Source organism: Mucilaginibacter sp. R-33, from assembly GCF_049949235.1.
Taxonomy (GTDB): domain Bacteria; phylum Bacteroidota; class Bacteroidia; order Sphingobacteriales; family Sphingobacteriaceae; genus Mucilaginibacter.
This window is the reverse complement of the sequence record NZ_CP188089.1, coordinates 2,122,499-2,135,860: the sequence shown is the minus strand read 5'-3', so window position 1 is coordinate 2,135,860 and position 13,362 is coordinate 2,122,499. Positions and strand designations below refer to the sequence as shown.

The following is a 13,362-nucleotide window of genomic DNA, read 5'->3' as shown; positions in this document are numbered from 1 at the left end:
ATATCAATAAATAGTAAACTACCACAGTGCCGAATGCAAGCATGAACGATATCAGGCTAAATAGATCAATTGTTTGTTTGCTTTGGGTTAAATAAATTCTGATAATAGCGTTGGAAATTATTATAAAAGATACTCCATATACCAGAAACTTACCCCATTTTTTTATCCGGGTGTGATAAATCATTTTAATTAGGTTGATAAATTACGAACTTATAAAATAGTTGTCCCATCAACACTAAATAATTGCTAAATTATTTTTACAATTGCATATAAACTTAACCTAAGTTATGCATAAGTACAGCGGCGAAACGCGCATTTTAGTTGCAACAGATTGTATCATATTCGGATTCGACGGTGCAAATATTAAGTTATTACTCGTTCAGCGTGGCCTTGAGCCCGAAAAACACAAGTGGAGCCTGATAGGCGGTTTTATAAAACCAACCGAATCACCCGAAGATGCTGCAAACCGTGTGCTTGAATTGCGCACTGGGCTTAAGAATGTGTACATGGAGCAGTTTCAGGTATTCGGTAAACCGGAACGTGACCCGGTAGAAAGGACCCTTTCCGTTGCTTATTTTGCACTTATTGATATTCATCAATATGAGGCACAGTTAAGTGAAGAATATCACCCCGAATGGTTTTTGCTGGATGAGATGCCCGATCTGATCTTTGATCATAATGAAATGGTGCGCCTGGCTAAAAGACAACTGCGTTATAAAGCTGCGCTTCACCCGATTTTATTTCAATTGCTTCCGGAAAAGTTCACCATTCCGCAATTACAGGCCCTTTATGAAGGAGTTTATCAAACCAAGTTTGATGACAGAAACTTTAGCCGTAAGCTGCTTTCAACAGGTTTGCTTGTAAAGCTTCCTGAAAAAGATAAGCTCTCATCAAAAAAAGGTGCATTTTACTACAAGCTTGATCAGTCACATTACGAGGAAAATTTTGAAAAGTTCCTGAACCTGGTGCCCAACCCTGATAAGTTTTTTTAAATATCGCCTTAATTTAAAAAGGTAAGAGGCCTTGCTTTTTATAGACCAAACTTTGATAACTCAGCCGGCAGATGGTTATATTATTATTAAAATGACCGCGTAATTAAACAGCGTGGTTAATTTTACATAATTACCCATTGTAGCATTGAAGGATTTTGTATTTTTAAAGGGTAGTTAATACTGCAAAACCAAATACAACTGAACACCTTTGAGCAAGATAACCTTTTTGCGATCGTTAAGCCTCGCATTTATTTTCATTTGCTTTATCGCTTACACTTATGCACAAGGTTCATCAAACCAGGGCACAGAGTTTTATACTGCATACATTGACCATGTTGATGGCGCAGCCGGCAATCCCGACGCATTGGGCAGGGGCAGCCAGATGGAACTATATATAACTGCCGACGTAAATACAACAGTTACTGTTGACGTAGCTGACGGCAGCTTTTCAAAAACCTATCAGGTTAAGGCAAACGATATATTAACGGTAGATATTCCTCCGGCGGCTTTTATCGGGACCCAGGGGCAGTTTTTAAAGGGCATTCACATTACTTCCCTGAAACCTATCGCGGTTTACGCGCATATTTTTGCGCAGAATGTATCCGGGGCGACCCTTTTGCTGCCGGTAAATACCCTCGGCAAAGATTACCTCTCCATCAACTATAAACAAATATCAAATTCAAACAATGGTACAAAAAATACTGAAGGTGTTCCTTCGTATTCAACTTTTGCAGTAATAGCCACTGAGAATAATACCACTGTTGAAATAACACCCTCGCAACCATTACTAAACGGGATCCCTGCAAACCAACCCTTCACTGTAAACTTAAAAAAAGGGGAGGTATACCAAGGTTTATCAGCTACCGATTTAACCGGTACCCGCGTCCATTCAATTGTAAGTGCCAGCGGTGCATGCAAAAAAATAGCCGTTTTTTCCGGCAGCTCAAAAATAAGCATAGGGTGCCAGGGAGATAAAGGATCATCAGATAACCTTTTTCAACAGGTTTATCCTTTAGCCGTTTGGGGTAAAAATTATATAACCGCGCCTTTGAAGACACGCAACTATGATATTTTAAGAATAGTACTTAGTTCGCCGGACACAAAGGTAACCGTAAATGGGGCGGCACCCCAGGGAGGACTAATTAATAGCCTTTATTATGAATTTACTTCATCTTCAAGCAATATTATCACTGCCGACAAACCAATTCAGGTGGTGCAATACGCGGTAACCCAGGGCGAGGGATTAAATTGCCAACTCATTACCGGAGATACCGGTGATCCCGAAATGATATATCTAACACCAATTGAGCAAACACTTGACCATGTTACGCTAAACTCAACCCCAAATTACCTGATACATAATAATTTTATTAATGTTATTATTAAAACTGCAGCCGTGCCAACTTTTTCGCTCGACGGCCAGCCTTATACCCAGTTTTCACAGGTACCTAACAGTATCTATTCGTATGCGCAAATTAGTGTAGGCGCCGGCGTACATAACATTAAGGCATCAGACGGATTTAATGCCATAGCTTATGGATTTGGCAGAACCGAATCATACGGTTATGCTGCAGGCACCAATCTTAAAAACCTGAATGAGTTTATCACATTACGAAACCCGGCAAACAATTCAACGCAGGCAAACGGCTGTACAGGTATTTATTATAAACTGCAATTGACGCTGCCGTTTCAAACAAATAAAATTACATGGGATTTAAAAAATGGAACCCCGCCTGTTATTATCAATAATCCAACACCAACCGGTTCAATAGTAAAAGACTCAAAGGTGCTCTATACTTATGAGTATCCGGAAGACAAAGCGTACAGCGATGGGGACTATAGTGTAGTTGCTACTGTATTTAATCCTGTTGCTGATGAATGTGGGTCGAACGAAGATATCGAGTTTGATTTTAATATCTCGGTGCCGCCTGTTGTAAAGTTTAGTTTTGCAAATACATGTTTCGGAAGCGACGTTAAATTTATCGATCAGTCAACCTCAGGTACCCGGCAAATAAAAACCTGGCATTGGGACTTTGGCGATGGAATGACCGATGTGGTACAAAATCCAACACACAAATACACCCAGCCGGGCTATTATCTTGTTACCTTGTTTGTTACCAATGAAAATGGTTGCGGGGAAACATCTGATCCTATCAAAGTACACATATCCAGGCCTCCTTTAGCCTTGTTTAGCTATTCAGCACCTGGCTGTGCCGGCCAGGAAGTTACTTTTACTGATAAATCTACATCTGCAGAAGGGGAAATTGTTAGCTGGCAATGGGACTTTGGTGATGGTACACCGGTTGAAATCATTACAGATAAAAATCCGTTTAACCATAAGTATAATACACCGGGAGATTATCTGGTTAAGCTAACCGTCACAAATGATAATGGTTGTACAAGTAATATAGCCCCCCTGCCTGTTAAAGTTTGTCCTGTGCCGGTAGTTGATTTTTTGTTGCCCGATGCCTGTGAAGACGACTTTGTTCAGTTTATTGATCAAAGCACAATTGCTGATGCCACAGAAGCTGACTTTACCTACGAATGGAATTTTGGCGACCCTAATTCAACACCAGCTAACCCGAATATTTCCCACCAGAAAAATCCCAGGCACAAGTTTTTAGCCGGCAATTACCAGGTTACACTTAAGGTCACTTCAAAAAATGGATGCTCTTTTACATCGGCTTCAAAGTCATTAACAATTAACGGTAGCAAACCAAAAGCTAAAGTAATTATTAAGGACCCGGCAGGTTTGTGCAGCGCTCAGGAAGTATTTTTTGAAAACCAGTCCGGGGTTAATTTCGGCGAGATTACCCGGCTGGAGGTTACTTATGACATCAACGACCCATCAACTACGGTAGTTTATGACCATCCGGCATATGGAATGCAACTCAGACATAAATATCCTTTGTTTACATCAGGATCGCGGCAGGTTACCTTGCGAGTAATTGCACATTCGGGTACATCATGCTCTGATGTCGCAGAAATCCCGGTTAATTTAAAAGCGTCACCTGTGGTCACCTTTGATCAGGCGCCTGTTCTTTGTATCGAATCGGAGCCAAAAAAATTGATACCCCAAATTAAGGCCCCTGCCGGTTCGGGCGTATTTTCAGGAACAGGTATTAGTACTGACGGTATGTTTAATCCGGCTGTTTCCGGTGCCGGCATATTTGATATTACGTATATTTATACAACTGCCGATGTCTGTGCCGATACTGTTATACAGCAGGTTAAGGTAGATGCATCGCCTGTTGTAATGTTGGGGACGGATTTTACTATGCTTGAAGGCACAAAGCATGTTTTAAAACCCATAGTAAACGATAATAACTTAAGTTATAAATGGACCCCTTCAACGGGCCTTGATCATGACGATGTAGCTAATCCTGTTGCAAGCCCGTCGCAGGATATTACCTATCAGGTAGTGGTTACTTCGGCACATGGATGCCAGGCAATGGCCAGTGTATCGGTAAAGGTTTTAAAGTTTTTAGTCGTTCCCAATGTGTTTACGCCTAATGGCGATGGGGTAAATGACATTTGGAATGTTAAATATTTAGAAAGTTATCCAAATAATAAGATTGACGTATACAACCGATTCGGAGAAAAGGTATATTCGTCAATTGGTTATAGTGTACCTTGGGATGGGAAATATAAAGGTTCGTATTTGCCGCCCGGGACTTATTATTATATTATTGACCCCAAAAATGGCCGGGAGGTTATTGCAGGTAATGTGACCATTATCAGATAAAAATGAAGCGAATTTTATATACTCTACTTATTATTGCTACAACAATTCAATTAGCAAAAGCACAGCAACGACCGCAGTACACTCAATACGTATTCAATAACTATCTTTTAAATCCTGCCTTAAGCGGTATTGAAAACTATACCGATGTAAAGCTGGGTTATCGTAGCCAATGGACAGGGCTTGAAGGTGCACCGGTAACATCCTATTTTTCAGTAAACGCGCCTATAGGTAACCGATTTTTACAGGGCGATGCTACTGCATTTCCTGCGGGCGGAGGTTTAAATCCATCAAGCAGGTCATATACACAAAATTACATGGCTGCCGAGCCGCATCATGGCGTGGGCTTAATGGTGGTGTCTGATAAAACAGGCCCGATAACACAAACCAATATTGACGCTACTTACGCTTATCACCTCGGCCTTACCGAAACGTTAAATTTAGCGGTAGGAGTATCTGCCGGTGTAAGTCATAATATTATTGACAAAAGTAAACTTACCTATGTTGACCAAAATGACCCAACTATCAATAACCTTGCGGGGGCACAGTGGAAACCTGATTTGGGGGTGGGCGTATGGGCATATTCCTCCAATTATTTTTTTGGCGCGTCGGTACAACAAATCCTTCCGCAAAATTTATATGTAACAACTTCGACAACCGCTGTACAAAACAAAACGGTACCGCATTATTTTGTGACCGGCGGCGTTAAGCTTTTTGTATCTGATGATATTACGCTTATGCCTTCAGCCTTGTTGAAATTTATAGCACCGGTTCCGGTAACTTTTGATGTGAATATGAAAATGTCATTCAAAGACAGGTTCTGGATTGGTGGTTCATACCGCCGTAATGATTCATACGCGGCATTGGTTGGATTTAACCTGAGTTCGCTTATTAATGTTGGCTACTCATATGATTTTACCACATCTGCCTTAAACACAGTGAGTCATGGTTCGCATGAAATTGTGTTAGGTATCCTGCTTAATAATCGATATAAAGTAACTTGCCCTCAGCATACTTTTTAATTCTTAAAAGCGTTCTTATTATACTGGCGTATAAATAATTGTTGTATCGTTCAAAATTAGTCAGAATTATGCTCTGTAATCCGGTTTGCCTTATGACGACCCAATTATGCCATCCCGGGTAAGCACTTATAAACTATTTTGAAGCTTCCTGATAATTACAACTATAATAGTTTTAATTTACGATATTTAATTTCTTAAAAAGATAAAAAATAAAACAATACAATTGTTTCGTGGGTTTATTTAATGACAACTAAAATTAAAACCTATGAATACCAATAATGAAAACTGGGGAAACCAGGATAATGATCGTAATGATTTTGAAAACAACACCAACTCATTTTCTGTGAATGGTGATGAAGCCTATCCAAACCGTGATCTTGAAAACGATGATGATGACCTGGATGAGGTAGACGACATAGTAGACTATGATGAACAGCCTGAGGTGGAAAAAACCGAAGACGAACAGGTGGGTACCCATAGTCAATCGGAAATTGACCAGCCCAACCGAAGTGCCGACACCTCATTTAGCGAGCAAACAGATGTAACGCCGCCGAATAAAAAGGAATTTCCGTCGGTAGGCCCGGCTAAAACCGATTTTGAGAGCCGTCCGCAAGGACGCACTACCGGCAGGATGGTTGGTCATGAACCAGGAACTGAAGGGATTTAGCAAAAGGAGGGTATAATCATGAATGATTATAAAAATGACTATCCTGCCTCCCGGCAGGGTAATATTAAGGAGACAAGGGAAAGTAACATTACAGACAGCTATAACTATGCTGGCCGAAACAATCCCTGTCTTGAAACAAGAGGTCCTCAAAGAAAACACTTTAAAGTTTTACATGAGGATGGGAGCCTGGCTGATCTTCCGGATCCAAATGTTGAAGGAGCAGGTGTCGGAGATGGCACCATAGGCCGTTAAGCAAAAAAGGTGACCGAAATGGTCACCTTTTTTATGCTGTTAGGATTAGATATACGATTACGTGGTATAACCCAGAATTTTCAATACTTGCTTGCTGTTTTGCTCTTCTCCAAACACCTCAAAGTTAAACGTTTCGTCCCTATTACGGCGAATGATTACATGCTTGGGCGATGGCAATAGGCAGTGGTGGATACCGCCGTAACCACTTAATACTTCCTGGTAGGCGCCAGTATTAAAGAACCCTAAATATTGCACCTTACGGGTTTTAGGCATAAATACGCTGTTCATATGCGCTTCCTGGTTGTAATAATCCTGCCCGTCGCAGGTAATACCTCCAAGGTTTACACGTTCGTATTCCGAATCCCAGTTGTTAACCGGCAACAGGATGTATTTTTGGTTCAGCGCCCAAACATCAGGCAGGTTGGTAATGAACGAGCCATCAAGCATCAGCCAGCGCTCACGGTCGTTTTGTTGTTTTCGGCCTAATACCTTGTACAAAATACCTGAAGCTTCGGCTACAGTATACTTACCGAACTCGGTAATGATATCTGGTTCCATGGTATCGTGCTCGGCACAGATCTCTTTGATCCGGCTTACAATTTCGTTGATCATGTATTCATAATCAAAATCGAAAACCAGTGAGTCTTTAAATGGCATACCACCGCCAATATCAAGCGTATCCAGATGTGGATTTACTTTTTTGAATTTGCAGTAAAGCGTTACATATTTTTCAAGCTCGTTCCAGTAGTATGGTGTATCAGAAATACCCGAGTTGATGAAGAAATGTAACAGCTTAACCTGGAAGTTAGGGTTATCCTCAATTTTGTTATGATAAAAATCAATAACATCTTCCATGCGCACACCCAAACGTGAAGTATAAAACTGAGAATCAGGCTGCTCTTCAGCTGCAATCCGTATGCCCAGGTTGCAAGGAGTGTCCATCTCAATTTCGTCGTCGTAAAGGTTAAATTCTTCTTTATTATCCAATACCGGAATGATGTTTTTAAAACCATCATGCAGCATGTCAATAATGTATGTTTTGTACTGGAAAGTTTTAAAGCCGTTGCATATTACGGTTATATCCTTTGTTACAGTACCTTTTTTCTCCAGCGCATCAATCATTGGCATATCAAACGCCGATGATGTTTCCAGGTGGATCTCGTTTTTCAGGGCTTCTTCAACAATGTGCTTGAAATGCGAGCTCTTGGTGCAATAGCAGTATTTATAACTGCCGCGATAATTGTTTTTGATAATGGCCTGTTGAAACAGCAATTTGGCTTGCTGGATCTTTTTGGATATCATAGGCAGATAAGTAAAGCGTAGGGGAGTACCGTACGTTTCAATCATCTCCATCAAATTTAGGTCCTGAAAGTATAGTTCATCGTCGATGATCTCAAAACCATCCTGTGGAAAGCCTACACTTAAGTCAAGAAATTCCTGATAACTCTGCATCCTTAAAAATTTTGGGCAAAAATGTAATTTTTAAACGGAATATTTGGCTATTTGTTAGGATTAATTTTATTGACGGAATGTAATGTTTTTGCCGTAGAAGCCGGATTAGCCATTACCCGCTGCAATACAGTATGTTGCGGTTAATAATCAATATCTATATTCGATAATAATCCAGCTACAACATGGGTAATGCGGGAGGGATAGCTGGCGCCCCCAAATTTTGATGTACTACCTATGCTACAGCTGCTTCCTTGTTATATTTATTACGGTAGTCAATTGGCGAGAGCCCGGTGATCTTTTTAAAAACTGTACGAAATGCTTTGGCATCGGTATACCCAACATCATACATTACCTCATTGATGTTTTTGGGGGTACTTTCCAATTGTTTTTTGGCTGCTTCAATTTTTACGCGCTGTATATATTCAACCGGGGTATTATTGGTGGCTTTTTTAAACCGTCGTTCAAAATGCCTGCGGCCAATAGCATACATTGATGATAAATCTTCAACTGAGATTTTTTCGGTAACGTTATTTTCTATGTATTCCTGGGCTTGCTTTATAGGATTGTCTTCATGTTTTTTTTGCCCGGTGAACATCGCAAATGGCGATTGACTTTTCCGGTCGATTTCCAGAGCATAGATCTTGGCAGCCATGATGGCTATATCCCGGCCGGCATACTTTTCAATCAATAACAGTAATAAGCTCCAGTAAGAGGTAGCGCCGCCGCTTGAATATAAACCCTGCTGTTCGGTAACAATACGCCCGTCAACCAGCTTCACTTCCGGGAACATATTTCTGAAAGCATCGGCTGTGATCCAATGGCTGGAACACTCTTTACCGTTCAATAACCCTGTAGAGGCCAATATGAATGAGCCAATACAAAGACTGGCTATTTCGGCGCCGTTGTTATATTGGTTGATGATCCACGGTACAAAATCCCGGTTTACATTTACCGCATTTTGAAGATCGCCGCTTATGGCAGGGATGATCACCATATCGCTTTTTTGCAGCTCGTTTAACAAAATATCCGTATGAACCGAAAACATGCCGCCATGCACTTTAACTTCCTTAGAAAGCCCAACCATCTGTACGTCAAAAACAGGTTGCCTCCCCATCGATTGTAAAAAATCGTTGGCGCCTGTAAAAATGGTTCGGGCATCAACTATGCTGGCTAAAACTGCTTCATTGGGGATCAGGATGGCAACATGTTTCATTTTATTATTGTATAACTGGTTATCTGGGATAAAGATAGTGAACACTAAAGTCGCAAACAACCCCTTAACAAGTCCTTTTTACGTGCTACACAACTTTATCGCCCGGGATAACTTTGTATCGTTAACAGATATGTAATCACACAAAACAAATATCATCATGAAACCAAAAACAATTAAAACCCTTTATTGGATCTTTACCGTCCTTTTTCTATTAGCTATGCTTGGCGATGCGTACGGAGGGATCACAATGCAGCAGGCAGGCAAAGATTCATTAGCTAAACTTGGTTACCCTTTTTACCTCATGGTTATTATGGGGGCGGCAAAAATAGCAGGTGTACTGGCCATCGCTCAAACCAGGTACCAGGTTATTAAAGAATGGGCTTATGCAGGCTTCACCATCAGCTTTATCGGTGCATTTTTATCATGGCTTGCTGTTGGAGCCGGGGCAGCTATGCTCATTCCGCCGGTAGTTATGCTGCTTGTTATGTTCTTTACCTACTATTTATGGAAAAGGTATGAGCAGGTAAAAGAACTGGGCTTAACCAACACTAAACTTACCGGAAATACCGAACTGGCTTAATTTTTTTAGTTTAATTATAAATTCCGGGTTTGTCAATAATCCCGGTTTGTTTGTTTATTACCATGCGCAAACTGATCGTATCCTTAAACATTACGCTGGATGGTTTTGTAGCGGCGGAGGATGAGGGCCTGGATTGGCACTATCAATACTGGACGGATGAAATAGCCGAGACAACAACAGAATTGCTTAGCCGGGCCGATACTATTTTATTGGGTAAAAACACGTATCAGGCTATGGCTGCCTATTGGCCTTTTCAGGCTAAGTGCATGAACTTTCCCCGTACGGATATTGCTTATGCAGATATGATGAACAACTATCAAAAAGTGGTTGTGTCCTCAACAATGACCTCCGTATGGTGGAACAATTCATTACTGCTCAAAGGAAATCTGAAGAAAGCTGTTGAGCATTTAAAAAAGCAGCATGGCCGTGACATCCTTACTTACGGAAGCATCAGTGTGGTCAAAAAGCTGGTGACCGCGAATTTAGTTGATGAGTATCAGCTTTGGATCCATCCGGTGATTTTAGGTAATGGAAAAACACTTTTCAAAGGGTTAAAAAACAACTTGCCTTTAAAACTGGTTTTAAAGAAAGTTTTTTCATCGGGTGTTATATTGATGGTTTATCAATCACCTAATTAAACTTAGGTAACAGAATCAAACCGACCGGTTTAAAAACGCATCTTTACTGCTGACACACTGTTGTCAATAGCGCGTTACACCTTTGTATATAAAAATGTGATCCGTTATGAACAGAGCCGACAGGTTGCTCAGGGTATTGGTGCTTCTGCAAACCAGGGATGTGGTTTCTATCGACCTGCTGAAATCACATTTTCATATCAGTACCCGTACAGCCTATCAGGACCTTGAGTGCCTGAAGCAATTAAAAATAACAGTGACCTTTGAAGCTGAAAAGGGATGTTTAGTTTTAGTTGCAAGCTGCCCTTCGACGGATGGTAAAAGTGACATCATTTCTCAGCCTATGTTGGTTATTCCGCCGGCCATAAAAAATGAAATGTTATCAATTATACCGCGTGCGTTAAATAATGATTCTCAAAACTCATCGTCGTAATATCTTGATTTTTAGGCAACTCAAAAAATTTACGCCGTTGTTGTTTTGATCCAATTTAAAGCGATGGAATACTGACTGTTGCGCAAAATTACGTATGGAAATACCGTATTTTAACGGGTTGATATTTGGCTGATTGCTTTGTAAATTGGGAAACATTTTTATCCCTGCTAAACCCGCAACCTTATGTTTAATTCCCCAATTATCGATCTTGCGCTCACGCTGTCGTTCACCTATTTTTCACTGAGCCTAACTGTTAGTACAATTCATGAGTATCTGTCTGCCCTGCTTAACAAGCGGGGAGAGTATCTGAAAAATGCTATTGACTGTTTACTTTTTGACCAGGACTGGAAAAAAATAGCTGAAAAGCTTTATAACAATCCGAACATTACATCTTTAAAAAAAGATTTAAACAGTTTGCCATCATATATCCCAGCGGGCAATTTCGCCGCGGCTTTAATGGATCAGTTTAAAGACGATAAAAATATTATCCTTGATATGAATAAGATCAGGGACGTTTTAACAGATGATGGAATAGCGGCACAGGTTGGTATCTCTGCCGGGATCAGGAAACTTCTTCTTAATTTTTATGAACGCGCCCAGGGCGATCTTCAGAGTTTTCAAAAACAGATCGAAACATTTTATAATTCGGCCATGGACAGGGCCTCGGGAGTTTATAAACGATCGTCTCAGCTTATTGTATTTATTATTTCGGTGGTAATCTGTGCCTCCTTGAATGTTGATACCATAAATATTGTGAACAAGCTTTGGGGTAACCAGGAAGCACTGAAACATACAGCCGATAATTTACAAACCGTAGTTAAACAAGTAAACGAAAAAGGATATAATCCTAAAACTGATACGATAAAGTTTGAAGCCAGCAAAGTAACGGTTATTAAAAACATACCTGCCGATACGAGTAAAAACGCACCTAACGGGAAAAAAGTCGCCCAACAAATCAGCACAGTTAGTACGTTTCTGGTAAGCTCTGGTATCCCTGTTGGTTGGACGGCACAAAACACGCCAGATTTGAAGGGTAAAACATTTTGTCAAAGCCTTTTGTCGCTTTTAATCAAGATAACGGGTTTGTTATTAACAGCTGTAGCTTTAATGTTAGGCGCTCCCTTTTGGTTCGATTTGATCAATAAAATTGTAAGTTTACGTGCGGCAGGCAAAAAGCCTGAAGAAGAAGCAACCACACCAACTAAGAATACCACCGTAACCGTAAAACCAGTAGGCTAATGCGTATTAAAGTAACCAAGCTGCTCAATACCAGGGTAGGAGGCGCTCATACAACCTATCAAACCGGTGCTGTAAGAGAGCCGGGTGACGAGATAGAAGTAACGGGTACTGTGCAGGGAGAGGAACTTGATGGAAACAATACCTGGTATAAAGTGGGTGACGATGCTAATAGTCATTATTGGAGCGGCGGGGCCGAACAAATAGAAGGAGCTGGGAGCAATTATCAGCAATGGATGATTGACTTGAGCCTGCCGGAGATTTGGGGCCGGTATGCAGGTACAGGCGTTGGTGTTGCTGTGGTTGACACCGGTATTGCGCCAGGCATAACAGACCTGTTTTATAATCAGAGTAAGTATTATGTTTATGGCGATAATGTTGAGATAAAAGATAACGCCGGTCATGGTACATTTTGTGCTTCCCTTGTTGGGCTATGGAATACCAGCGGCAACTATGTCGGTGTGGCTCCGGGATGTAATTTATTCGCCTGTAAAATATCCGAAAAAAGAACATTTGAAAACACGGAGAGAGATGCCCAAAGATATGCTGGCGCGATTAATTGGTGTGCAAAAAATCCCGATATTCATATAGTGTCAATAAGTTGGTCGTCAGGTATAAGCAATGCAGCTACTCTAAGTTTAATTCAGGAGGCTATAAACAATGCCGTAGCTAACAATAAAATAATTGTTTGTTCTATCGGAAATTCGATAGTATTTGGAGATACAAGTAAATATTATCCGGCCTGTTTGAAAAATACAATCGGGGTCGGCATGGTTCCGGATAAGGAGAATGGCTATCCTTGTATAAATGAGTTCCTGTCGCTGGTGATCAATGGCTCGCAAATAAAATCATATGATCAGAATAACGAATTGATAGCTGATAGCGGGAGTAGTTTTGCGACGGCTATTACATCGGGCATAATTGCGCTGATGATTCAAAAAATGAATTTTAGTTATTCATTTGCTACGATCATTGAAAAATTGGCGGCTATGACGCAGAAAACAACCTTCATTATAACCGAAGATGGAAACCCGCCAGCATCCTTCGATCTTCCACTGCTAAAACCCGAACTTTTATTGAATTTTTTTAATGATGTTGTATGAAATATAAATACGCCCCCCTTTTTTTGTTCTTGCTT

12 protein-coding genes are annotated in these 13,362 nt (G+C 40.7%); 10 read left to right on the top strand and 2 right to left on the bottom strand.

The window, feature by feature from the left end; genetic code table 11:
- The first annotated feature begins 287 nt into the window (after window positions 1-287).
- The 5 genes from ACP26M_RS09145 to ACP26M_RS09125 all read left to right on the top strand — a co-directional run bounded on the left by ACP26M_RS09145 (window position 288) and on the right by ACP26M_RS09125 (window position 6,675).
- A complete protein-coding gene (locus ACP26M_RS09145) occupies window positions 288-992 on the top strand; it encodes an NUDIX hydrolase (protein WP_110582151.1) in 705 nt (234 codons plus the stop codon).
- A gap of 208 nt (window positions 993-1,200) precedes the next feature.
- Complete coding sequence (locus ACP26M_RS09140) at window positions 1,201-4,737, top strand: PKD domain-containing protein (protein ID WP_426588140.1); 3,537 nt, start codon at window positions 1,201-1,203, stop codon at window positions 4,735-4,737.
- A gap of 2 nt (window positions 4,738-4,739) precedes the next feature.
- Window positions 4,740-5,756 carry a PorP/SprF family type IX secretion system membrane protein gene (locus ACP26M_RS09135; protein ID WP_426588138.1) on the top strand — a complete coding sequence of 339 codons (1,017 nt, stop codon included), beginning with the start codon at window positions 4,740-4,742 and terminating at the stop codon, window positions 5,754-5,756.
- A 265-nt stretch (window positions 5,757-6,021) separates the two neighbouring features.
- On the top strand, window positions 6,022-6,423 hold the full coding sequence (locus ACP26M_RS09130; protein ID WP_426588136.1) for a hypothetical protein: 402 nt from the start codon (window positions 6,022-6,024) through the stop codon (window positions 6,421-6,423).
- A gap of 18 nt (window positions 6,424-6,441) precedes the next feature.
- A complete protein-coding gene (locus tag ACP26M_RS09125) occupies window positions 6,442-6,675 on the top strand; it encodes a hypothetical protein (RefSeq protein WP_426588134.1) in 234 nt (77 codons plus the stop codon).
- Window positions 6,676-6,732: 57 nt separating this feature from the next.
- On the opposite strand, the gene ACP26M_RS09120 is transcribed toward ACP26M_RS09125, so the two are convergent.
- Together ACP26M_RS09120 and ACP26M_RS09115 are read right to left on the bottom strand one after the other, a co-directional pair.
- Entirely contained in the window at window positions 6,733-8,127 is a 1,395-nt protein-coding gene (locus ACP26M_RS09120) for an arginine decarboxylase (protein WP_090525492.1), read from the bottom strand.
- A gap of 232 nt (window positions 8,128-8,359) precedes the next feature.
- Window positions 8,360-9,340 (bottom strand): GlxA family transcriptional regulator, encoded by a 981-nt coding sequence (locus ACP26M_RS09115; RefSeq protein ID WP_426588132.1) that lies wholly within the window; start codon window positions 9,338-9,340, stop codon window positions 8,360-8,362.
- 157 nt (window positions 9,341-9,497) lie between these two features.
- Between ACP26M_RS09115 and ACP26M_RS09110 the strand changes: the two genes are divergently transcribed.
- The 5 genes from ACP26M_RS09110 (at window position 9,498) to ACP26M_RS09090 (ending at window position 13,327) form a co-directional block, all read left to right on the top strand.
- A complete protein-coding gene (locus ACP26M_RS09110; RefSeq protein ID WP_426588130.1) occupies window positions 9,498-9,920 on the top strand; it encodes a DoxX family protein in 423 nt (140 codons plus the stop codon).
- A gap of 62 nt (window positions 9,921-9,982) precedes the next feature.
- On the top strand, window positions 9,983-10,558 hold the full coding sequence (locus tag ACP26M_RS09105) for a dihydrofolate reductase family protein (RefSeq protein WP_426588128.1): 576 nt from the start codon (window positions 9,983-9,985) through the stop codon (window positions 10,556-10,558).
- A 106-nt stretch (window positions 10,559-10,664) separates the two neighbouring features.
- On the top strand, window positions 10,665-10,988 hold the full coding sequence (locus ACP26M_RS09100) for an HTH domain-containing protein (protein WP_426588126.1): 324 nt from the start codon (window positions 10,665-10,667) through the stop codon (window positions 10,986-10,988).
- Window positions 10,989-11,171: 183 nt separating this feature from the next.
- On the top strand, window positions 11,172-12,227 hold the full coding sequence (locus ACP26M_RS09095; protein ID WP_090525508.1) for a hypothetical protein: 1,056 nt from the start codon (window positions 11,172-11,174) through the stop codon (window positions 12,225-12,227).
- Complete coding sequence (locus ACP26M_RS09090) at window positions 12,227-13,327, top strand: S8 family peptidase (RefSeq protein WP_426588123.1); 1,101 nt, start codon at window positions 12,227-12,229, stop codon at window positions 13,325-13,327. Before ACP26M_RS09095 ends, ACP26M_RS09090 begins: the two co-directional genes overlap by 1 nt.
- The last annotated feature ends 35 nt before the right edge of the window (window positions 13,328-13,362 follow it).